Below are 22,847 nucleotides of genomic sequence, written 5' to 3'. Positions count from 1 at the left end.
TTGGAAGAACTTGCTGCAAGAGTCTGCAAACTTGTTACATATGCGTCCAACCTCGTGAACTGCGACAACTCGGCCGCCGCCGGTGATATCGAGCATATGTGCAGGTCAGATCGGTTATGACCAGCCTTGTCCCGCCGCCACCAGGGCCTTCACCCCTGCCCTGCGGCGGTGACCGCTGTCACGATTCAGAAAGTTGCGGTAAGGGATTGCACAGATCATGTCCAGTGAGTAACTTCCGGGCAACACCCCCGAAACAACCCCCGTGGAGGCCCCGGTGGTCTGGCCACTCCCCCCACGGCGAGCGAGAACGACCGTCCCGACAGGCGCCGCGTTAGCGGTCACGCTGGTCACCGCGTCGCTCGCCGCCATCGCCCCTCCCGCCGCCGCGGCGGCCCCGTCCTCCGCCCCCCTCACGGCGCCCGCCCTCCCGGCCTCCGCCGCGGGCCCCGGCCGTACGGCTCAGCCGCTGGTCTCCCCGCTGAGCCGCACCGCCGAGCCCTCCGACCGGGACCTGGCCCGTGACGCGCTGCGCGCCGACCTGAGCCGTGAGCGCTTCTACTTCGCGATGACCGACCGCTTCGCCAACGGCGACCCCGGCAACGACCGGGGCGGATTGTCCGGCGACCGGCTCGCCACCGGCTTCGACCCCGCCCACAAGGGCTTCTACCAGGGCGGCGACCTGGCGGGCCTGCTGAACCGGCTCGACTACGTCCAGAAGCTCGGCAGCACCGCGATCTGGATCACCCCGGCGTTCGAGAACCGGCCGGTGCAGGGCACCGGCGACAACGTCTCGGCCGGCTACCACGGCTACTGGATCACCGACTTCACCCGCATCGACCCGCACCTGGGCACCAACGCCCAGATGAAGAAGCTGGTCAAGGAGGCCCACAAGCGCGGGATGAAGGTCTTCTTCGACATCATCACCAACCACACGGCCGACGTGGTCGACTACGCGGAGAAGACGTACTCCTACCGCCCGAAGGGCGCCTACCCCTACGTCGACGCCTCCGGCGCCCCGTTCGACGACCGCGACTACGCCGGCGGGAACACCTTCCCCAAGGTCACGACCGAGTCCTTCCCCTACACGCCGGTCGCCCCCAAGGACGTCAAGACGCCCAGGTGGCTCAACGACCCGACGATGTACCACAACCGGGGCGACTCCACCTTCAGCGGCGAGAACTCCGAGTACGGCGACTTCTTCGGCCTCGACGACCTGTGGACCGAGCGTCCCGAGGTCGTCAAGGGCATGATCGACATCTACCGGACCTGGGTGCGCGAGACCGGCATCGACGGCTTCCGGATCGACACCGCCAAGCACGTCAACATGGAGTTCTGGGAGCGCTTCTCCCCCGCGCTGCGCGGTTACGCGGCCCAGCAGGGCAACAAGCGCTTCTTCATGTTCGGTGAGGTCTACTCCAGCGATCCGGCCTTCACCAGCCGCTACTCCACGCGCGGCGCCATGAACGCCACCCTCGACTTCCCCTTCCAGGAAGCTGCAAGGTCTTTCAGCGGCGGTACGGCGGGCGGCTCCCGACTGGCCCAGCTGTTCGCCGCCGACGACTACCACACCGACGCCGACGGCAACGCCTCCTCGCTGCCGACCTTCCTCGGCAACCACGACATGGGCCGCATCGGCCGCTTCATCAGCCAGGACAACCCGGGCGCGCCCGACGCCGAGCTGCTCCGGCGCGACCTGCTGGCGCACGAGCTGATGTACCTCACCCGTGGTCAGCCGGTCGTCTACTACGGAGACGAACAGGGCTTCACGGGCCCCACCGAAGGCTCCGGCGGCGACCAGGACGCCCGCCAGTCCATGTTCGCTTCCAAAACCGCAAGTTATCTCTCCAATGATCTGATCGGCACCGAGGCCACCCACGCGCAGGACAACTACACCCCCTCACACCCGCTCTACCAGGGCATCTCCGCGCTGGCGAAGCTGCGCGACGCGCACCCGGCGCTGGCCGACGGAGCTCAGGTCGAGCGGCTGGCCTCCGGCGGCGTCTACGCCTTCTCCAGGATCGACGCCCGCGCCCAGGTCGAGTACGTCGTCGCGGTCAACAACGCCGAGCAGGCCGCGACCGTGAGCGTGCCGACCTACTCCCCGTCCATGGGCTTCACCAGGGTGTACGGCGAGGCCGCGGCCTCGGCGACCACCGGCGCGGACGCCAAGCTGGCGGTGACCGTCCCGGCCCTGTCGGCCGTGGTCTACAAGGCCTCGGCCAGGCTCGCCAGGCCGGCGGCGGCCCCGGCCGTCTCCATCGCCCTGCCGGGAGCCGAGATCAGGGGCACCGCCGAGGACGGCCGGATCCCGGTCACCGCGACCGTGCCGGGCAGCGGCTTCGACCAGGTGACCTTCGCCGCCAAGGTGGGCGACGGCGGCTGGAAGGTGCTGGGCACCGACGACGCGCCCAACGTGGTCGTGCCGGCGGCGCGCGATGCGCAGGGCGGCGAGAGCCGTACCTTCCGGGTCTTCCATGACCTGAAGGGGATCGCGGCGGGCACCAAGGTCTCCTACAAGGCCGTGGTGAAGGACTCTGCGGGCCGCTTCGCCTCTGCGGGCGCGGAGGCGACCGTCGGGGCCGAGCCGGAGCCCGAGGAGCCCGGCGCGGTCAAGCGCGACTGGCTCGTCGTGCACTACCAGCGCGCCGACACCGCGTCTGATCCCTACAGTGGCTGGGGCCTGCACGTGTGGGGCGACGTCGAGAACCCCACCGACTGGGCCGAGCCGCTGCCGCTGACCGGTGAGGACGCCTACGGCCGCTTCGCCTGGATCAAGCTGAAGCCGGGCGCCACGAACGTCGGGATCATCGCCCACAAGGGCGACGAGAAGGACGGCGGCGACCGGATCGTCAACCCGGCCAAGACCGGCGAGATCTGGCTGGCCGAGGGCAGGGCCGACGCCTTCACCTCCCGCGCCGCCGCCCAGGGCTACGCGACCGTGCACTACAACCGGCCTGACAAGGCCTACGAAGGCTGGGGACTGCACCTGTGGGGCGACGGCCTGGCCGACGGGGTGCCCACCGAGTGGTCCGCGCCGCGCAGGCCGGACGGCACCGACGCCTACGGCGCGTTCTGGAAGATCCCGCTCAAGGACGCCTCCCTCCCGGTCAACTACATCATCCACAAGGGCGACACCAAGGACCCCGGCCCCGACCAGGCCTTCACCCCGGCGCTCCAGCCGCAGGCCTACGTCAACTCCGGGGTGGCGACGGTCCACCCGACCCGCGCCGCCGCGGAGAACGTCGCGATCCTGCATTACCACCGGCCCGACGGGAACTATGACGGCTGGGGACTGCACCTGTGGGGCGACGTCGCCACTCCCACCGAGTGGGCCGCTCCTCTGCAGCCCGCGGGCAGTGACGGCTTCGGCGTATTCTTCCGCGTCCCTCTGAAGGAGGGGGCGAAGAACGTGAGCTACATCATCCACAAGGGCGACGACAAGGACCTGCCCGGCGACCAGGCCCTGGACCTGAGCGCCGACGGGCACGAGGTCTGGCGGGTCGCGGCCGCCGAGGGCCACGTGCTCCCGCAGGCCGCGGCGCGCGGCGCCGACGCCGACCTGACCAAGTCCGCCGCGCACTGGATCGACCGGGGCACCGTCGCCTGGAAGGTCCGGCCCTCGGCCACGCTCCGCTACACGCTGGCCTTCTCCGCCAAGGGCGACATCGCCTACGCCAAGGGCGAGCTGACCGGCGATCACCGGGTCATCCGGCTGAACCCGGGCGCGCTCACCGACGCGCAGAAGGCCAGGTGGCCGCACCTGGCCGGGCACGCCGCGCTCACGGTGGACCCGCGTGACGCCGACCTGGTGGAGGAGGCGCTGCGCGGCCAGGTCGTGGCCGTCGAGCGGGACGCCTCGGGCGCGCTGCTGACCGCCACCGGGGTGCAGATCCCCGGCGTGCTCGACGACGTCTACGCCGGGGCGGCCACGGCCGAGCTCGGCCCGGACGCCTCCGGCGCGCTGCCCCGGCTGGCGCTGTGGGCGCCCACCGCCCAGAAGGTCGAGCTGGCGCTCTACCGCGACCCGTCCGGCGGGAGCCGCAGCGTGCACCGGATGCAGCGCGACGACGACACCGGCGTCTGGTCGGTGCGGGGCCTGCCGGGCTGGAAGGGCCGCTACTACACCTTCCTGGTCACGGTCTACTCCCCGGCCGCGGGCAAGGTCGTCACCAACGAGGTGACCGACCCCTACAGCGTCTCGCTGGCCGCCGACTCGGTCCGCAGCCAACTGGTGGACCTGTCCGACCGGTCCCTGCGGCCCGAGGGCTGGGCCTCCCTGGCCAAGCCCGGGGCGGTGCCGCAGGACAAGGCGTCGGTCTACGAGCTGCACGTGCGCGACTTCTCCGCCTCCGACGCGACGGTCCCGGCCGGGCGGCGCGGCACCTACGCCGCCTTCACCGGTGACTCCGCGGGGATGAAGGAGCTGCGGGCTCTGGCTCAGGACGGCCTGACCCACGTGCACCTGCTGCCGGTCTTCGACATCGCCACCATCCCCGAGCGCAAGGCCGACCGCACCGAGCCCGACTGCGACCTGGCCGCGCTGCCCGCAGACTCCGACCGGCAGCAGGAGTGCGTGGCGAAGACGGCGGCCAAGGACGGCTTCAACTGGGGTTACGACCCGCGGCACTACACCGTGCCGGAGGGCTCCTACGCCTCCGACCCGGACGGCACGGCGCGGATCAAGGAGTTCCGGCAGATGGTCTCGGGCCTGAACGGCGCGGGCCTGCGGGTGGTCATGGACGTGGTCTACAACCACACCCACGCCGCCGGCCAGGACCCGGCCTCGGTACTCGACCGGATCGTGCCCGGCTACTACCACCGGCTGCTGGACGACGGCGCGGTGGCCACCTCCACCTGCTGCGCCAACACCGCGCCCGAGCACGCGATGATGGGCAAGCTGGTCGTCGACTCGATCGTCACCTGGGCGAAGCAGTACAAGATCGACGGCTTCCGGTTCGACCTGATGGGCCACCACCCCAAGGCGAACATGGTCGCCGTGCGCAAGGCCCTGGACGAGCTGACCCTCGCCAGGGACGGTGTGGACGGCAAGTCGATCATCCTGTACGGCGAGGGCTGGAACTTCGGCGAGGTCGCCGACGACGCCCGCTTCGAGCAGGCCACCCAGCTCAACATGGCCGGGACCGGGATCGGCACCTTCAACGACCGGCTGCGCGACGCGGTGCGCGGCGGCGGCCCGTTCGACCCCGATCCCCGGGTGCAGGGCTTCGGCTCCGGCCTGGCGGGCGATCCGAACGGCTCGCCCGCCAACGGCACCGAGGAGCAGCAGCGGGCGCGCCTGCTGCGCTACCACGACCTGATCAAGGTCGGCCTGACCGGGAACCTGCGCGACTACCGCTTCACCGCCTCCTCCGGCAAGGAGGTCAAGGGGTCGGAGGTCGACTACAACGGCTCCCCGGCGGGTTACACCGCCGCGCCCGGCGAGGCCGTGACCTACGTGGACGCCCACGACAACGAGACGCTGTTCGACGCGCTGGCCTTCAAGCTGCCGCAGGCGACCTCCGTGGCCGACCGGGTGCGGATGCAGTCGCTGTCGCTGGCCACGGCAACGCTGTCGCAGGGCACCGCGTTCGTCCACGCCGGCAGCGAGCGGCTGCGCTCCAAGTCGCTGGACCGCAACTCCTTCGACTCCGGTGACTGGTTCAACCGGCTGCTGTGGGACTGCGCCCAGGGCAACGGCTTCGGCGCGGGCCTGCCGCCCAAGGCCGACAACGAGGACAAGTGGCCCTACGCCAGGCCGCTGCTGGCCGACCCGGCGCTCAAGCCGGACTGCGCCGCGATCGGCGCGGCCCGGACCGGGTACGGCGAGCTGCTGAAGATCCGGTCCTCCTCCCCCACCTTCGCGCTCGGCTCCCTGGCCGAGGTGCAGAAGCGGCTGTCGTTCCCGGTGAGCGGGAGCGCGGAGACCCCGGGTGTGGTGACCATGCACCTGGACGCCTCCGGGATCGACCCGAAGTGGAAGTCCGTCACGGTCGTCTTCAACGCCACCCCGCAGGAGCAGGCGCAGGCCGTACCCGCTCTCAAGGACGGCCGGGTGACGCTCCACCCGGTCCAGGCGGACGGCGGCGACCCCGTCGTGAAGCAGTCGCGCTTCGAGGCGGCCACCGGCACGCTGACGGTCCCGGCCCGCACGGTCGCCGTCTTCGTGCAGTCCTAGCGGTCCCAGCAAGTCCGAGCAAGTCCGAGCAAGTCCGAGCAAGTCCGAACAGTCCGAGCAGGCTCGGGGCCGTCCGGGGAACGGCCCCGGCAAGATCCGGACGGACCGTCCGGAGAACGCCGCCGGGCCGGGTGTTGCAGCACCCGGCCCGGCACGGGAACCCATCCATCGCTCCTGGAGGCCCCACCGTGGAATCCTACAAATCCCCCGCCCCCCACCCCTCATCCCCGCATCCCTCGTCTCCACGCCCCTCGTCCCCCCGTCCCCCGTCCCGCCGGTCGCGTGTCCGCACGCCGCTGGCCGCCGCCGCGCTGAGCGTGCTGACGGCGGGCGCCGCCGTGCTCGCGCCCGTCGCGCTCGGCGCCGCCTCCTCCGCCGCCGCCGTCCAGGCCGCGCCCCCGGCCGGCACCGGCCCCATGGTCAAGCTCTGGAGCTGGAACTGGAAGTCGGTCGCGCGCGAGTGCACCGACGTGCTCGGCCCGGCCGGGTACGGCGCCGTCCAGGTCTCCCCGCCGCACGACTCGATGAGCAAGGGCGGCTCGGTCTGGTGGGACATCTACCAGCCCGCCCGCTACGCGCTCACCAGCAAGTTCGGCGACGAGAACGCCTTCAAGGACATGATCAGGGCCTGTCACGGCGCGGGCCTGAAGGTGCACGTCGACGCGGTCATCAACCACATGACCGGCCAGGGCAGCACCAGCTACGGCGGCTACTCCTTCGGCAAGTACAACTACCCCGGCCTCTACTCCGCCGCCGACTTCCACAACGCGCCCACCTGCACGATCAACGACCCCGACTACAAGAACGACGGCTGGCGGGTGCAGAACTGCGAGCTGGTCGGACTGGCCGACCTCAACACCGGTTCCGAGTACGTGCGCAACCAGATCGCCGGCTACCTCAACAGGCTGACCTCGCTCGGCGTGGACGGCTTCCGCGTCGACGCGGCCAAGCACATCCCCCCGGGCGACCTGGCGGCCATCAAGGCGAAGCTGACCGGCTCGCCGTACATCCACCAGGAGGTCATCCACGGCGACGGCGAGGCGGTCCAGCCGAGCCAGTACACCGGGGTCGGCGACGTGCACGAGTTCGTCTTCGGCCGCAAGATGAAGGAGCAGTTCACCGGGCAGGTCCACTGGCTGGAGACGTTCGGGCAGAGCTGGGGCCTTTCGGTGCCCGGTGACAAGGCCGTGACGTTCGTCGACAACCACGACACCGAGCGCAACGGCTCCACGCTCAACTACAAGTACGGCGACACCTACCGGCTGGCCAACGTCTTCATGCTGGCTTGGCCGTACGGCACGCCGCGCGTCTACTCCGGCTTCACCTGGAGCGACAAGGAGGCCGGGCCGCCCTCGGCCAACGGCGGGTTCGTCACCGACACCGACTGCGGCAACGGGCGCTGGACCTGCTTCCACCGGCAGATGGCCGGGATGGTCGGCTTCCACAAGGCCGTCGCGGGCACCGCGGTCGGCAACTGGTACGACAACAACGACAACGTGATCGCCTTCAGCCGCGGGAACAAGGGCTGGGTCGCGATCAACAACGGCGGCGGCTCGCTGACCCGCACCTTCGCCACCGGCCTGCCCGCCGGCACCTACGCCAACGCCGCCGGGAGCGGCTCGGTGACGGTGAACGGCGACGGCACCGCGAACGTGACCGTCCCCGCCAAGAGTGCGGTGGCCGTCCACGTCGGCGGCGGCGCCACCCCCACCCCGACGCCCACCCCGTCCCCGACGGTGAGCCCCGGCGAGGTCGCCACCTCCTTCAACGCGAACGTGACCACCAACTGGGGCCAGAACGTCTTCGTCGTCGGCGACGTCGCCGAGCTGGGCTCCTGGAACCCGGCGAACGCGGTCGCGCTGTCGTCGGCGAGCTATCCGGTCTGGAAGGCCACGGTGAACCTGCCCGCCGGGAAGACGATCTCCTACAAGTACATCAAGAAGAACCCCGACGGCTCGGTGACCTGGGAGAGCGACCCCAACCGCTCCTTCACCACCCCGGCGACCGGCACCGCGACCCGTAACGACACCTGGCGCTGATCCGGCCCGCGATCGCGCGACGGGGACGTCTCGGGGCGTCCCCGTCGCCCTTTCCGGCCTCCCGGCGGAGCCAGGCGGGATATCTTGCCCAATATGCCGAAAGATCGGTTGCGCGCACTGGCGCGGCGCTACCAGTTGCAGGCGCCCCTCGGCGAGGGCGGGATGGGCCTGGTCTGGCGGGCCTGGGACGAGCTGCTCCATCAGCCCGTGGCCATCAAGGAGGTGGCGCTGCCCGCCCACCTGCCCGCCCAGGAGCGCGAGCGGCGGCTGCGGCGGACCCTCCGCGAGGCGCGCACGGCGGCCCGGCTCAGGAGCCATCCCGGCATCGTCACCGTCTACGACGTGGTCGAGGAGGACGGGCTGCCGTGGATCGTCATGGAGCTGGTCGACGGCCCGTCCCTGGCCGAGGTGATCAAAAGGGAGGGACGGCTGCCCGAGGCCCGCGCCGCCGAGCTCGGCCGTCAGGTGATCTCCGCGCTGGCCGCGGCCGAGGTGGCCGGGGTCGTGCACCGCGACGTCAAGCCGGCCAACATCCTGCTCAAGAACGGCCGGGCGATGCTCACCGACTTCGGGATCGCGGCGGCCTCCCACGACACCTCCGAGCTGACCGCGCCCGGCCAGATGATGGGCACGCCCGCCTACCTGGCCCCCGAGCAGATCGAGGGCCGGGGCGCCTCCGCGGCATCCGACCTGTGGGCCGTGGGCGTGACGCTGTACCAGGCGGTGGAGGGCCGCCGGCCGTTCGAGAGGGACAGCGCGGCGGCCCTGATCGCCGCGATCATCAGCAGGCCCCCGGACCCGCCCCGGTACGCGGACCTGATCCGCCCGGTGCTCGACGGCCTGCTCGTGAAGGACCCGGCCGGACGGCTGACCGCCGACCAGGCGATGACGCTGCTCGCGCCGGCGGCCGCCGGAACCCGCACCGCCCCCGGGCGGAGCCCACGCCACCCCGGCACCGGGAACGGCGGTCCGGGCGGGGCGGCTCCCGGCCCTGCGGACGCTCACCACGACGGCGCGGACGGCGGCCCCGGCTTGGCGGCTCCCGGCCTCGCGCATGACGGCCCCGGCGGGGCGGTTCCCGGCCTCGCGAACGGCGGGGCGGTTTTCGGCTCTGCGGACGGCGGAGCGGTTCCCGCCTCTGCCGGCGGCCGTCACGGCGGGGCTGTTCCCGGCCCCGTCCCGGGTGGAACGCCTCCGACGGCGGGCGGGGCGCCCTCGCACCCGCCGACCGGGCCGGGCCCGTCCGCCGGGTCGCCGCGCGGCCGGGTGGCCGTGGCGGCGGGGTCGGTGCTGGCCGCGGCCGCCGTGACCGCCGCGGTGATCTGGGGAGTACAGCACGCCGGCGCGGGCTCCTCCCCCGAGGTCACCCCGTCAGCCGGCTCCTCCGCTCAGCGGACCCCCGCGGGCTCCGGCGCTCCCTCGAACGAAACCGCTTCCTCGAACGACACCGCTTCCTCGAACGAAACCGCCCCGTCATCCGGCCGGGACACGGATTCCTCCTCCCAGGCCCCGGACGCGTTGCCGCGCGGCTTCACCCTCCACACGGACCGGCGCGGATTCTCCATCGCGGTGCCCGACGGCTGGACCAAGGAGGAGTCCGGGAACCAGGTGAGCTGGGAGCGCGGCGGTTCGATCCTGTCCCCCTCCTGGTACCTGGGCGCCTTCGCCGACCCCGCGAGGAAAGAGACCAGAAGCCCGGCCGCCATGCTCGACGAGCTCCGTACCGTCCTGCAGGACGACCAGAAGCTGATCGATCCCGCCTCCTACCGGGAGCTCAGCCGCAAGGAGGTCCCCTACCCCGGCGGCCGGGCCGCCGAGCTGGAATTCCGTTTCTCCCATCCGAGCGGCGCGGGCGGCGCCTTCCGCTTCCACGCCCGGTGCCTCGTCCGGGACTCCGGCGGCGTCGGGCTGTTCTGGTTCTTCACTCCCGAGGCCCAGTGGGCCGAGGCGGGCACGCACGTCGACACCCTGGACAGGACCTTCCGGCTCAACTGATCCCGGCGGGGCGCCGTCCCCGTCCCGTGCCCCTTCACGGCAGGCGGTTCACCAGCCCGGCAGGTAGACGGTCCGTCCGGTCTCGCGGGCCCGGCGGGCGGCGGACAGGCGGGGCGCGGTGTGGAACGCGAGCCGGGCGGCCGCCTCCTCCCAGGGCAGGAACGCCGCCTCGTCGAGCTCGTCCTCCTGCAGCCGGATGGCGCCCGGGTCGGCGACCGCACCGCCGTCGAACAGGAAGTTGACCATCACCCGGGGCCGGTCGTCCACCGGCGGGGACCAGTGGACGACGAGCAGCTCCCCGGCCCGCACCTCCAGGCCCAGCTCCTCGCCGATCTCCCGCGCCGCGCACTCCTCGGGCAGTTCCCCGGGCTCGATGACGCCTCCGGGGATCATCCAGTACGGCCGGTAGTTGGGCTTGACCACCAGCACGCGGCCGTCGGCGTCGGTGAGCAGCAGGCAGGCCGAGACGAAGGCCGTCGGCAGCGTGGCGTACCACTGCTCCGGCTCCAGAAGGGGCTCACTCATCCGGATCAAGATACCCCGCCGAGATCATGCCACGGTTCCTCCGGAGCGTCGCAGGACCGAATATCGGCTGGCCGGCCTCGCGATCGTGTCCGATGCTGGGCGTCGTGATCAGAATTCCGCCGCGTACGGCCACCGACGCCTTCTTCACCAGGGCAGGCGGGTCGAGGCGTCTCGACATCGTCTTCGACATCGACCTCGGGGAACTGCTGGAAGGCCACCACGTGGTCGCCCGCGGACTGGAGATGTCGGAGACCGGCGGCGTGCTGCACTACGAGTTCGTCCCCGGCCTGCGGCGACACGAGAGGGAGGCCAAAGGACCGTTCTTCTGGTATTGGACCCTGTCCACCGAGGATGACCTCGGCACCGTTTACCGCGACGACAACAGTGGCGCCTTCGACGATTCAGACGGTCAGGAGGCCGCGCACGGGACCCGCGACCTGGGTGGGCCGGTTCCCCGCCCGGCCCGCCTGCTACGGGTGAGCTTCACGCCGGTTGAGGGATGGACGCCGACGCGACCGTGGTGCCGGCAGTTGGACATCACGCTGCCGGACGGCCGTGTCACGGAGGCATGGACCGGCCCGCGCCAGGACGGCGGGTGACGGCGGGTGACGGCGGGTGACGGCGGCCCCGGCGTGCGCCCTTCACCGGCACCCATAGGTGAGTTATATTGTTACCATGGTAACAGTGGAGCGAGTGCAGACAGGCTTCCGGATCGAGAAGAGCATGCTGAAGGTCCTCAAGGGCCTGGCCGAATATCTCGACATGCCCCTCGGAGATCTCGTGGAGGGCATCGTCCTGCACGCCTTCGAGGGCAAGGCGCCGTTCTCCCCGGAGACGATCGCCAAGATCGATCAGCTCAAGGAGGTCTACTCCCTGACCCTGACCTCCGCCGACGCGCACAAACTCAAGGAGGAGCCGTGAGACTCACCGGGACCATCACCGTCCCCCTCCCCCCACAGGAGGCCTTCCGACTGTTCACCGCCCGCGGGGAGGAGGACTGGGTGGACGGCTGGCACCCCCGTTTCCCCGTCCCCGTCGAGGACGACACCGAGCCCGGCACCGTCTTCGAGACCCGGACTCACGGGGAGACGACCGTCTGGGTGGTGCTCGGACGCCTGCGGGGCCGGAGCATCTCCTACGCCCGGGTCACTCCGGGCTCCCGCGCCGGGACCGTCGCCGTGGCCCTGGAGCCGGCCGGAGAGCCCGGACGGCACAGCCGGGTCACCATCACCTACGACCTCACTCCCCTCACCGACGCGGCCGCCCGGGAACTGCGCGAGTTCGCCGACGGCTATCCCGCCTTCCTCACCTCGTGGCAGAGCGCCATCGAGGCCTGGTTGTCCCGCGAAGACAACCGTCCCGCGTGAGAGCGAGAAGGCCGTGACACTCCGCGGGAGAAGCCGGTCAGGAAGAGAACACCGTACCCAGGCCCGGTTCAAGCCCACTGCTCGGTGATCGTGTCGATATCGGTCACCAGCCGTTTCCAGCTCGGTAGCTCCGAGACCGGGCCCGTACAGTCCAACCTCTCCAGGAGCTGGCGGCGGTGCTGGAAGAAGCGCTTCGTGATCCGGTCATGACGTCTGCCGGTCACGTCGGCCGCCTTGACGAGACACTCCTTCAAGAGCTGCTTCGGATCGGCGACGCCTTCGACTTGGTGGACTTTAGGAAGCTTGAGGTCATGTCGTCCGCGCGGGTTGCCGGCCACCTGGCGTATCCCGTCCTCGTCGAGCAACAACCATGCCTCCGTCATGCGTACCGGTATCACCGAAACGACTGAGGACATCACTCCCGCGGCCAGAACGGCTTTCTCGATCTCGCTCCGGCGGATCTCGTGTCCGACATTGTCGGAGTCGCGGTGCACGACGACGAGGTCGATGGGCTCGCGCATCAGCTTCGCCCCGGCCGTCACACGTGATCTGACATCCTTGGGAACCTTGTCGAGGAGTGAGAAGTCCGGCTTGCTCAGTCTGAGCCTTATACCTCTGTCGGCGAACAGGGATTCGACGAGATCCGCGAGCGGCATGTCCGAGGTTCCTTCGGCCACGAACAGTCCCGTGAAGAATCGACTGCTCATCCGACCAGGTCCAGGGGGAGGCGTAGCTGAGTGCCGGGAGGCTCTACAAGGTAGGCGACCACGTCGGCCTCGGAGAAAGTCGGCTCACCCGGTACGGCCCGCCATGAGCCGCTGAAGGGGACGAGCGAGAGGGCGGAGACCATTGAACCGTCCGGAGCCCGCTGTGAGCGTCCTTCGGCCAGAAGCAGGTTCTCGGAACCACATAGCTGCACGACGCCCGGGGCGTGCGTGTTGATGATCACCTGCCGGAAGGGGTTGGTGGCGTCGGGGGCTTCTCCCGGGTCCACCGCGAGGTCTCTTACCAGATCCACCATGGCCGGGAGGTTGGCCGGGTGGATGCCGTTCTCGGGTTCTTCCATGCAGATGAGCCCGGTGACCGTCGGATCCTCCAGTAACACACAGAGCGCCAGGAAGCGCAGAGTCCCCTCAGACAGAGCCCTCGCCGGCAGGCGGAGGCCGCCCCGCTCTTGGAGGAAGAGGGTGAAGACCTCACGGACCGGGTCGGGTTCGACGCTCAGGCTCTCCACACCCACTGCGGCGAGGTCGGACAACCGGTCGGCAACCTGTGCGTAGACCGCCTCCGGATCAGGAGCGCCGGCCAGGTGCCCACTCTCGTTGGCGATGCGGAAAAGGGTGGCGGCCAGGTGGCGGCCGTCGGGGCCCAACGTGCGAGGGTCCCCGAAGCTGTCGGGCGCGCGCAGCGCCGAGGGCTCCAGGGCGAGGCGGCGCCAGCTTTGCATCTCCCGGCGCGCGGCCAGGATCGTCGGGTAGTCGTTGGTGGTCACCGTACTGAGAACTGTGCGGCCCGCCCTGGCTGCGGCCCGGGGCTGCGGTTTGCCGAAGCTCCCGCCGTCGCCGTGGACGTTGATGACGGTCCCGCTCTCCCGCTTCTCGGTGGACAGGAACGCTCCCCCCCGACGCTGACCCACGACCACGGAATTGCGGAAGTTCTTCACGCTGTGCGGAAAGCGGAGATGCCGGGAGGCGTCCCCTCTCGTGATGTGGCGGAGTTCCTCTCTGGCCAGAGTGAGACGTCCCACGCTGCTCTCCCCCTCGGGAGGCGCGTATTCCAGGTCGAGTTCGTAGCGCAGGAACGTCGTGGTCGCCCGCGCGGGTGCCCCGAGGTCGTCCTCGACCTCGGCGGGGACGATCATCTCTGCGGCCAGGGAGATGCGCCTCTGGTGGTCTCGGTAGCCGTCCCAGAAGAGGTCGCGCGGATCGCCGCCACGGATTCCGGAGGCGCCCCGGACCCGCTGCGACGCCTCGACCAGGCTCTCGCTGGACAGGTAGGAGAGAAACTCGATGGCATCGAAAACGTTCGACTTACCGATGCCGTTCGCTCCCGCGATGCAGGTGAACGGGCCGAACTCCACCTGGACGTCCAGCAGGTTCTTGAAGCCTCGTACCTCAAGTTTGGTCAGCATCCGGCACCACCGTTCGGTTCCGCACCGCCACGGTCACTCACCTGCATCATCCCCGACCTTGGTGCCTTCGACGGCCTCGTTGATCATACCGAACATTCCCTGAGCGCTGGGTGAGCTCAGTGGATCGCCCACTCGCCGGTTTCCTGCCACGCGGTCGATCGGGCGGGGAAACAGGCGTCCCTTCCGGCGCGTCTCCGGGGCTTCCGGCGCGTCTCCGGGGCTTCCGGTGCCATCCGGACGTGTGGTGGACGTGGAGCAGGGGGCGGCGAAGTCGACGAGGCCGTGCTGGCTCATCAGCGGGCTCGGTGAAGCAGGCCCGTCGGGAGATCCCGGTAGACCTCGCGCTCCTGCCGGAACCGCAGAGCAGGACCGGGCCGGGAAAGGCGTGAAAAGGGCTAGGCGGGCTTCGCGCTGAGGAGGTCGGCGTCGGGTTCGTACGGGAAGCTGTCCTCGTCGATGGAGTCGTCGCTCAGGTCGGGGGTCTTGGAACCGATGCCGGGACCGTGCGAGACGATTCTCGTGCCGCCCGAGGGGGATACGAGCTGGCCGTCCTTCAGGGAGGTCGTGTAATCGCACTCCCAGATGACGTGATAGAGGTACACGATCTCGTGGTCGTCGGTGGCCTCGGCGACCAGCCAGGTGCAGAAGGACTTGGTGCCCTCGACGGCGACGGCCTTCCAGCCTTTGATCCAGGGGACGGCCTTGCCGTTGTAGACGTCGTGGAAGGGGACGTTCGGCTGGTCGTCCATCCCGACGTCGACGGGGGAGGACGAGGGTTCGATCGGCTCCGAGGACTGGGTCATGTCGTACCAGATGCAGTGCCCACCGGGCACGGAATGCGCAGGATCGCCGTCACGCATGCTCTGTGTGACGTCGGAGACCATCTTGCCCAGGCGGCTGCCGTCCGGACTCCGGTAGGTGACGGCCTGCCTGCAGGGGTAGATCGTCTGGATCCAGCCGACCTGCCATTTGCCGGACGCGGGCGGCCCGGCGAGTGAGATCTGTCCGGTGAACTCGACGCCGCCGGCCACCTGGCAGTCGGCGTCGTCCTGGTCCTCGTCGGCGTAGTCACGAGTCGCCTCCAGATCGGGCGTCACATCGCACTTCACGTCGAGGACGGTGAAGCTGAAGCTGCCGTCGGCGCTTTTGACCGCATAGCTGTGGAAGGGGATGGACACGGGGACTCCTTCCGTAGGGGATTCCCCGAGGATCCTCCGCCCTCGATCTCCCGGCAACGCCAGAAACCTGTCACCGGTGGACGCCTGAGCAGGAGGGGATGGTGCGCAGCGCCTCGGCGACCGCGCCCATCGGGCGGTACGGAGCCCGGGCGGGGTCGTACGGGGGGCGGATCGAGGGCGCGGGGGCCGGGGGCCGGGCCGGCTCCGCCGTACGCGGGGCTTCCCGTGGCCGGAGCGGGGGGACAGGATTGATCTCGTGAACCGGATGAAGCGCCCGGCGCTGCTCCTGATCGCGGGGCTGGTGATCGCCGTCGTGGCGCTGGCCCTGTGGGTGCCGTTGTCCTCCCCGTCGCCGGAGACGGGGGTCTCGCCGGGGGCGGGGACCTCGGCCTCCCCCGGGACCGGCGCCTCAGCCTCGCCGGGCGCCGGGGCCTCCGGCTCCTCTGCGGAGGCTTCGGAGACGGGTACGGGGACGGTGCCGGGCTTCCGGGTGGAGCGCCGCACCGGCCGGGACCATGTGCTCACGATCACCTCGGCCGCGCTGGACCGCGAGGCCAGGGCCAGGGTGCTGCTGCCCAAGGGGTGGTCGCCGGGCTCCGGTCCGTGGCCGGTGCTGTACCTGCTGAACGGGTGCTGCCAGCCCGCCTACGACTCCTGGGCGTCGGAGGGCGGGGCGGCGGAGCTCACCGCGCGCTACCCGGTGATCGTCGTCATGCCGGAGAGCGGGATGGTGGGCTTCTACTCCGACTGGCGCGACGGCCCGGGATGGGAGACCTTCCACCTGAGCGAGGTCCGCGGGATCCTGGAGCGGCATTACGGCGCCGGGGACCGGCGGGCGGTGGCCGGGCTGTCGATGGGGGGCTTCGGCGCGATCTCCTACGCGGCCCGCCATCCGGGCATGTTCCAGGCGGCGGCCTCCTTCTCCGGGGTGCTGGACACCACGCACAGCGCCCCCTGGCTGCTGGGACGGTACGGCGAGGACCCCGACGACCTGTGGGGCGCCGTGGGCGGTCCCGAGTGGGCGGCGCACAACCCGGTCGACCTGACGTCCCGGCTGAAGGGGGTGCGGCTGTTCGTCTCCTGCGGGGACGGGTCCCCCGGTCCGCTGGACGCCTCCGGCACGGGCGGGGACGGCGGGGAGGCCACCCTGCTCGGCCAGTCCAGGGAGTTCGTCCGGCGCGCCGAGCGGGACGGGGTCGAGGTCACCGCCGACTTCTACGGTCCCGGCACCCATGTCTGGCCGTACTGGAAGCGCGGCCTGGAACGGGCCCTGCCCATGCTCATGACCGCGGTCGGCGCCCCCGCCTGACGCGCCGGACTCCCCGGCGCGTCAGCCGACGAGCAGGACCGTCTTCCCCCGGCCGTGCCCGGTGGCGACCTGCCGGTGGGCGTCGGCCGCCCGTTCCAGCGGGAACGTCCCGCGCACGTGGATGCGCAGGCGTCCCGCCTCGTAGAGCCGTGCCGCCTCGGCCAGCCGGTCCGCGGAGCGCTTGTCGGGCGTGGTCCGCACACCCAGCTCCGCGGCCCTGGCGTGTTCGACGAGTGTGATGATCTGCGCGGGGTCCTTGACCAGTTCGAGTGAGGCGGTCAGGGCGTCGCCGCCGGCCCCGTCGACGACGGCGTCCACCCCGCCGGGCGCGACCGCCCGCACCCGCTCCGCCAGGCCCTCGCCGTACGTCACCGGGATCACGCCGAGCGAGCGGAGGTAGTCGTGGTTGGCCTCGCTCGCCGTACCGACGACCGTGGCGCCCCATTCGCGGGCCAGCTGCACCGCGACGGTGCCCACCCCTCCGGCGGCGGCGTGGACCAGCACCGTGTCACCGTGGCCGACGCCCAGCTCCCGCAGGGCGATGTGCGGTGTCATGACGGCCGCGGGGAAACCGCCGGCCACCTCCCACGGCATGCCCGCCGGCTTGGGGGTGATCTGGCCGGCGGGGACCACCACGTACTCGGCGTAGGCGGTCAGCCGGGTGAACCCCATGACCTCCGCGCCCACCTCGGCTCCGGCGATCCCGGCGATCCCGGGGCCGACCTGGTCCACCACGCCCGCGAACTCGTTGCCCGGGATCCGCGGGAAGACCGCCTCCACTCCCGGAGGGACCCAACCGGCCCGGATCGCCAGGTCGTACGGCTGCACTCCGGCGGCCCTGACCCTGACCCGCACCTGGCCCGGCCCGGCCTGCGGGTCCCCGACCTCCATCAGCTCCAGCACCTCGGGCCCGCCGGGCACGACGAATGCGACCGCCTTCATGATCAGTCCCTTCCCCCGGGCACCGGACGGCGCCCGACCGATCATCACGATGCAACCTCAAGCCTCGTTGAGGTCAACCGCCGGAAGACGCGTAAACCGGTCACCAGGGGTGAGTGTCGTGTCCGCTAAAGATATATAGATCGCGATTGTCGCCTCTATTTCCGGTTATCACGTGCTCGACAACCTGTCATTCAACGGGGGAAGAGCATGACGAACTCCGATCAGAGTCGGGGCAAGGCCAGGAGCGGCTCCAGCACGCCGAACGGCGACGGCGGCATGGCCGGCAGGAGCCATCAGGGGCAGGGACAGTCCCGCAACCGCGCCCAGCAGTCCGGGAACAAGAACCGGCAGGCGTCCAAGCAGCCCGGCAACAAGTCCAGGCAGAACCCCGAAGAACTGCGGGACACCTTCACCCCGTAACGGGTACACCGGCGTCCCACGACGGACGTTCCGGATCATCGGCGCCGCGGGCGATGTGAACGCCCGCGGCGCCTTCCGTGCCACGAAGGTCCTCACGAGGGCCCTCCGGGACTCCCTTCCGCGCCACGGAGAAAGTTCAGCCGGGCGACTCTGGGCGTTCAGCTCAGGCACCCCTTACCGGTCACCCCCCTGGCTAGCGTTCTCAACACCCCAGCTCAGGGGCGCTGCCGTAGGTAAGAGGAGTCACCTTGCGAGTCCTGGCCGTCATTCCCGCCCGCGGAGGTTCGGTGGGCGTCCCGCTGAAGAACCTGGCCCCCGTGGGAGGAATCCCCCTGGTCGCCCGCGCGGTGAGGGCCTGCGTCCAGGCCGAGCTGATCGACGAGGTCGTGGTCAGCACCGACCACCCGCAGATCGCCGAGGCCGCCCGCGCGGCCGGCGCCGTCGTGGTCGACCGGCCCGGCGAACTGAGCGGTGCGACGGCCTCCAGCGAGTCCGCCGTCCTGCACGCGCTCGACCAGCTGCCCGCCGACCCCGGCGTGGTCGTGCTCGTCCAGTGCACCAGCGCGTTCATCGACCCGTCCGACCTGGACGCCGCCGTCGTCAAGGTCCTCGACGGGACCGCCGACGTGGTCTTCTCCGGGCTGGAGACGCACGAGTTCCTGTGGAGCGCCGAGGGCGCCGAGGGCCGGCAGGCCGCGAACGGGCAGGAGGCGCGCGACGGGGCCGCGGCGGTCACGACCGTGAACGGCGTCAACCACGACCCGGCGTTCCGGCCGCGCCGCCAGGACCGGGAACCGCACTACCGCGAGACCGGCGCGTTCTACGTGATGCGCACCGAGGGCCTGCGCGAGCACGGGCACCGCTTCTTCGGCTCCGTCGCCGTGCAGCCGGTTCCCTCCCAGCACGCCGTCGAGGTGGACACGCCGGAGGACCTGGAGGTCGTCCGGGCGCTGGCGCCGTTCGTCGACCGGCCCGAGCCGATCGACGTGGACGCCGTGATCACCGACTTCGACGGGGTGCACACCGACGACCGCGCCTACGTCGACCAGGACGGCCGCGAGATGGTCGCGGTCAGCCGCTCCGACGGCATGGGCATATCGCTGCTGCGCCGCTCCGGCGTCAAGCTGATGATCATGTCCACCGAGCACAACCCGGTGGTCGCGGCCCGCGCCCGCAAGCTCGGCGTCCCCGTCCTGCAGGGCCTGACCGACAAGCGGACCGTGCTGCGCGACTGGCTGGCCATCGAGGGCCTGGACCCGGCGCGGGTCGCCTACGTCGGCAACGACGTCAACGACCTGGGCCCGATGAGCGACGTCGGCTGGCCCGTCACGGTCCCCGACGCCCACCCCCGGGTCCGCGCCGCCGCCAGGATCGTGCTCACCCGGCCGGGCGGGGCGGGCGCCGTGAGGGAGCTGTGCGACCGGGTCCTCGCGGCCCGTCCCGAGGAGGTCGCCGAGACTCCCGCGCCCCGCGCCGAGCTGCGGCTGTCCCCGGTCGCCAAGCCCGTCCAGATCGGTGACGCGCTGGTCGGCGCCGGTCAGCCGGTGTACGTGATCGCCGAGATCGGCATCAACCACAACGGCGACCTGGACATCGCGCGCCGGCTGATCGACGTGGCCGCCGACGCGGGCTGCCAGGCGGTCAAGTTCCAGAAGCGCACGCCGGAGATCTGCGTCCCGCTGGAGCAGCGCGACCAGATCCGGCAGACGCCGTGGGGCGAGATGACCTACATGGAGTACAAGATCCGCACCGAGTTCGGCGTGGACGAGTACACCCAGATCGCCAAGTACGCCGCCGAGCGCAACCTGCACTGGTTCGCCTCGCCGTGGGACGTGCCGTCGGTGGAGTTCCTGGAGGAGATGAACGTCGTCACGCACAAGGTCGCCTCGGCCAGCGTGACCGACCTGGAGCTGCTGCGCGCGCTCGCCGCGACCGGGAAGCCGATCATCCTGTCCACCGGCATGTCCACGCTGGAGGAGATCGACCAGGCCGTGGAGATCCTGGGCACCTCCAGGCTGGTGCTGATGCACGCCACCTCGACCTACCCGCTGCCCCCGGAGGAGGCCAACCTCCGCACCATCGTCACCCTCCAGGAGCGGTACGGCGTGCCCGTCGGCTACTCCGGCCACGAGCGCGGCCTGCAGATCTCCCTGGCGGCCGTCACGCTGGGCGCGGTGACCGTGGAGCGGCACATCACGCTGGACCGCACCATGTGGGGCTCGGACCACGCGGCCTCGCTGGAGCCGTCCGGCCTGGAGCACCTGGTCCGCGACATCCGCATCATCGAGACCGCCCTCGGCGACGGCGTCAAGCGGGTCTTCCCCGGCGAGGAGGCCCCCAAGTCCCGCCTGCGCCGCGTCACGGTCTGACGACACGTCCCTCACCGGGCGGCGGGACGCGGCGCGGCGTCCCGTCCCCGGAGAGGACGTCACCACGGTGCGACCCCGGATGGCGGGTCCGGCCCGTACGGGCCGGACCCGCCATCCGCCGTTCCGGGCCCTGTCCGTGCCGCACGGGACGGATCCGCCGTCGGTCGTTCCGGATCCGGTTGGCCGGGCCGTTCGGAAGGAGGACAGTCGGAGCCTGGAGCGCCTCGCCGTACCGCTCGCGGACGCCGCTCCGGCGGTCCGCGAAGGGGTGCCGTAGCGTTCGACGGGTGTGACGGCACGAGGGCGTTCGACGGTGCGACGGCGCTGCGGCGGCGCGGGGACGGGACCGGAACGAGACGGGAGCGCGGGTGTGGGCGCAGACGGGTTCGACGCGGTGGTGGTCGGCTCCGGGCCGAACGGCCTGGCGGGGGCGCTGCTCCTGGCGCGGGCGGGGCGCCGGGTGCTGCTGCTGGAGGCCGAGGAGCGCTTCGGCGGCGGGCTGCGCAGCGAGGAGCTGACGCTGCCGGGCCACGTCCACGACGTGTGCGCGACGGTGCTGCCCATGGCCGGGGTCTCGGTCGCGTTCCGCGCGCTCGACCTGCCCGTCGACTTCGCCCATCCCCCGGTCCCCGCCGCGCACCCGCTCGACGACGGCTCCGCGGTGCTCGTGCACCGCGACCCGGCGCGGACCGCGGCGGACCTCGGCCGGGACGGGCGGGCCTGGCAGGCCGTGATCGGGGCGGCCGCCCGCGCCGGGAACCCGCTGGTGGACACCCTGCTGGCCCCGCTCAGCCCGCCCCGGGCGCCGCTGGCCGCCGCCCGGTTCGGGGTTCTCGGGCTGCAACCGGCCACGATGCTGGCCCGGACGGCCTTCCGCACGGTCCCGGGCCGGGCCGCGCTGGCCGGGATGGCCGCCCACTCCATGCTGGACCTGCGCTCCCCCGTCACCGGCGGCTTCGGGATGCTGCTGGCGGCCCTGGCGCACCACGCGGGCTGGCCGGTGGTTCGCGGCGGCTCGCAACGGCTGGCCGACCTGATGACGGCCCGGCTTCGCGAGCTGGGCGGCGAGACCGTGGCCGGGCACCGGGTGTCCTCCCTGGCCGACCTCCCGCCCACGGGCACGGTCCTGCTGGATGTCACGCCGCGCCAGTTCCTGGCCCTGGCCGGTGACCGGCTGCCGCCGGGCTACGCCCGTCGCCTGGCCCGCTACCGGTACGGACCCGGGGTGTTCAAACTGGACTGGGCCCTGGACGGTCCGGTGCCGTGGAAGGACCCGGCGGTCGGCCGGGCCGGTACGGTCCACCTCGGCGGCACCCTGGAGGAGATCGCGCTGAGTGAGGCCCAGGTCGCCCGGGGCGTGCATCCGGAGCGTCCGTACGTGCTGCTGGTACAGCCGTGCGTGGCCGACCCCTCCCGCGCCCCCGCGGGCGGGCACACCCTGTGGGCCTACTGCCATGTGCCCAACGGCTCCACCGCGGACATGACCGCCGCGATCGAGGGCCAGATCGAGCGCTTCGCCCCCGGCTTCCGCGATCGCATCCTGGCCCGGCACTCCATGGACTCCGGCGCCATGCAGCGCCACAACGCCAACTACGTCGGCGGCGACATCGGGGCCGGCGCCGCCGACCTGCGCCAGTTCGCCGGCCGCCCGGTGTACTCCGCACGCCCCTGGCGGACCCCGCTGCCCGGCGTCTACCTGTGCTCTGCCGCGACCCCGCCCGGCCCCGGCGTACACGGCATGGGCGGCTACCAGGCCGCCCGCCTGGCGCTGCGCGCCCGATGACCGGACCTTCCGGACGACGGGAAGGGCAGGTCTTGAAGCCGAGAACGGGTGCGGCCCGGCCGGCAGGTCCGTCCGTGGGGCACGTCCCGGGTGAGGCGGGTGCTGCCCACCCAGGCCGCGCCGCACCGCAGTCGAGCCTGCCCCGGCCACCCGGCCGTCGGCCGTCTCGAGATCGGGCGTCGGCCGTCCTCAAGAGTCGCCGAGCACCAGGTACGGACAGGTCTCTCGGCCACGGCGACGATAGATCATCGAGCGCCCCGGCTTGCCGATCACCGACGGCACGGGGACGAAGGGGAAGACATCGCTTGCCCCGGAGGCGGACCGGGCTCAGGGGGTGGGGCGGTTGTGGCCGATCTCCAGGTAACCACCCGCCCGGGTGAACAGATCTCTCGTCCCGATCCGTCCGCTGATCGAGTCGCGCACCGCCCCGCGCACCGGACCGTCTCGCCGGAGAGGCGCACCGCAGACACCGCCTACCCAGGGACAGCGTTCGCCTCACCGGACGCCGGTAGGGGTGCGGTCCCCGTGATTGAGCACCACCACGCCGCCGACCGGCCCGTCACCCGGCCACGATTTCCCGATGGCGCCGGACCGGACCCCAGGACGTCAACCGC

The 22,847-nt window shown here is 71.4% G+C and carries 15 protein-coding genes; 10 read left to right on the top strand and 5 right to left on the bottom strand.

Features of this window, described 5'->3' with window-relative positions; all coding sequences use genetic code 11:
- Nucleotides 1–274 precede the first annotated feature (274 nt).
- From pulA to Psi01_RS21715, 3 genes are all read left to right on the top strand, one after another.
- Nucleotides 275–6,175, top strand: coding sequence for a pullulanase-type alpha-1,6-glucosidase (gene pulA / locus Psi01_RS21725; protein WP_204065913.1), 5,901 nt, complete (start codon nt 275–277; stop codon nt 6,173–6,175).
- Between the two features lie 188 nt (nt 6,176–6,363).
- Nucleotides 6,364–8,214, top strand: coding sequence for a carbohydrate-binding module family 20 domain-containing protein (locus Psi01_RS21720; RefSeq protein WP_239127913.1), 1,851 nt, complete (start codon nt 6,364–6,366; stop codon nt 8,212–8,214).
- Nucleotides 8,215–8,307: 93 nt separating this feature from the next.
- Nucleotides 8,308–10,209 (top strand): serine/threonine-protein kinase, encoded by a 1,902-nt coding sequence (locus Psi01_RS21715; RefSeq protein WP_204065912.1) that lies wholly within the window; start codon nt 8,308–8,310, stop codon nt 10,207–10,209.
- A 48-nt stretch (nt 10,210–10,257) separates the two neighbouring features.
- Here Psi01_RS21715 and Psi01_RS21710 read toward each other — a convergent pair whose 3' ends face one another.
- The gene (locus Psi01_RS21710) at nt 10,258–10,734 is read right to left on the bottom strand and encodes an NUDIX domain-containing protein (RefSeq protein ID WP_204065911.1); all 477 of its coding nucleotides are present in this window, start codon (nt 10,732–10,734) and stop codon (nt 10,258–10,260) included.
- A gap of 104 nt (nt 10,735–10,838) precedes the next feature.
- Between Psi01_RS21710 and Psi01_RS21705 the strand changes: the two genes are divergently transcribed.
- The 3 genes from Psi01_RS21705 (at nt 10,839) to Psi01_RS21695 (ending at nt 12,101) form a co-directional block, all read left to right on the top strand.
- Nucleotides 10,839–11,333 (top strand): hypothetical protein, encoded by a 495-nt coding sequence (locus Psi01_RS21705; protein WP_204065910.1) that lies wholly within the window; start codon nt 10,839–10,841, stop codon nt 11,331–11,333.
- Between the two features lie 85 nt (nt 11,334–11,418).
- Nucleotides 11,419–11,655: a hypothetical protein gene (locus Psi01_RS21700; protein ID WP_204065909.1), complete on the top strand. Its 237-nt coding sequence runs from the start codon at nt 11,419–11,421 to the stop codon at nt 11,653–11,655.
- Nucleotides 11,652–12,101, top strand: a complete 450-nt coding sequence (locus Psi01_RS21695; RefSeq protein WP_204065908.1) for an SRPBCC family protein — start codon at nt 11,652–11,654, stop codon at nt 12,099–12,101. Before Psi01_RS21700 ends, Psi01_RS21695 begins: the two co-directional genes overlap by 4 nt.
- A 68-nt stretch (nt 12,102–12,169) precedes the next feature.
- Here the strand turns inward: Psi01_RS21695 and Psi01_RS21690 are convergent, their stop codons facing one another.
- The 3 genes from Psi01_RS21690 to Psi01_RS21680 form a co-directional block, all read right to left on the bottom strand.
- Nucleotides 12,170–12,778 (bottom strand): DUF4276 family protein, encoded by a 609-nt coding sequence (locus tag Psi01_RS21690; protein ID WP_239127912.1) that lies wholly within the window; start codon nt 12,776–12,778, stop codon nt 12,170–12,172.
- A 26-nt stretch (nt 12,779–12,804) separates the two neighbouring features.
- On the bottom strand, nt 12,805–14,232 hold the full coding sequence (locus tag Psi01_RS21685; RefSeq protein WP_204065906.1) for an AAA family ATPase: 1,428 nt from the start codon (nt 14,230–14,232) through the stop codon (nt 12,805–12,807).
- 395 nt (nt 14,233–14,627) lie between these two features.
- Entirely contained in the window at nt 14,628–15,410 is a 783-nt protein-coding gene (locus Psi01_RS21680) for a hypothetical protein (protein WP_204065905.1), read from the bottom strand.
- Nucleotides 15,411–15,675: 265 nt separating this feature from the next.
- Here Psi01_RS21680 and Psi01_RS21675 point away from each other — a divergent pair, with 265 nt between their 5' ends.
- Nucleotides 15,676–16,719 carry an alpha/beta hydrolase gene (locus tag Psi01_RS21675; RefSeq protein ID WP_239127914.1) on the top strand — a complete coding sequence of 348 codons (1,044 nt, stop codon included), beginning with the start codon at nt 15,676–15,678 and terminating at the stop codon, nt 16,717–16,719.
- Between the two features lie 21 nt (nt 16,720–16,740).
- Here Psi01_RS21675 and Psi01_RS21670 read toward each other — a convergent pair whose 3' ends face one another.
- On the bottom strand, nt 16,741–17,661 hold the full coding sequence (locus Psi01_RS21670; protein WP_204065903.1) for an NADP-dependent oxidoreductase: 921 nt from the start codon (nt 17,659–17,661) through the stop codon (nt 16,741–16,743).
- Nucleotides 17,662–17,868: 207 nt separating this feature from the next.
- Here Psi01_RS21670 and Psi01_RS21665 point away from each other — a divergent pair, with 207 nt between their 5' ends.
- The 3 genes from Psi01_RS21665 (at nt 17,869) to Psi01_RS21655 (ending at nt 22,233) form a co-directional block, all read left to right on the top strand.
- Nucleotides 17,869–18,081, top strand: a complete 213-nt coding sequence (locus Psi01_RS21665; RefSeq protein WP_204065902.1) for a hypothetical protein — start codon at nt 17,869–17,871, stop codon at nt 18,079–18,081.
- A gap of 248 nt (nt 18,082–18,329) precedes the next feature.
- A complete protein-coding gene (locus tag Psi01_RS21660; protein ID WP_204065901.1) occupies nt 18,330–20,450 on the top strand; it encodes an N-acetylneuraminate synthase family protein in 2,121 nt (706 codons plus the stop codon).
- A 370-nt stretch (nt 20,451–20,820) separates the two neighbouring features.
- On the top strand, nt 20,821–22,233 hold the full coding sequence (locus Psi01_RS21655; protein WP_239127910.1) for a phytoene desaturase family protein: 1,413 nt from the start codon (nt 20,821–20,823) through the stop codon (nt 22,231–22,233).
- Nucleotides 22,234–22,847 lie beyond the last annotated feature (614 nt).

The sequence above is a fragment of the Paraplanobispora siamensis genome, assembly GCF_016863175.1.
Classification (GTDB): domain Bacteria; phylum Actinomycetota; class Actinomycetes; order Streptosporangiales; family Streptosporangiaceae; genus Planobispora; species Planobispora siamensis.
This window is presented reverse-complemented; position numbering and strand designations above follow the sequence as displayed.

Bases quoted from the DNA above. Each gene is read 5' to 3' on its own strand.
- Psi01_RS21715 (WP_204065912.1), top strand. From the start codon at position 8,308: ATGCCGAAAGATCGGTTGCGCGCACTGGCGCGGCGCTACCAGTTGCAG.
- Psi01_RS21710 (WP_204065911.1), bottom strand. From the start codon at position 10,734: ATGAGTGAGCCCCTTCTGGAGCCGGAGCAGTGGTACGCCACGCTGCCG.
- Psi01_RS21685 (WP_204065906.1), bottom strand. From the start codon at position 14,232: ATGCTGACCAAACTTGAGGTACGAGGCTTCAAGAACCTGCTGGACGTC.
- Psi01_RS21675 (WP_239127914.1), top strand. From the start codon at position 15,676: ATGAAGCGCCCGGCGCTGCTCCTGATCGCGGGGCTGGTGATCGCCGTC.
- Psi01_RS21670 (WP_204065903.1), bottom strand. From the start codon at position 17,661: ATGAAGGCGGTCGCATTCGTCGTGCCCGGCGGGCCCGAGGTGCTGGAG.
- Psi01_RS21665 (WP_204065902.1), top strand. From the start codon at position 17,869: ATGACGAACTCCGATCAGAGTCGGGGCAAGGCCAGGAGCGGCTCCAGC.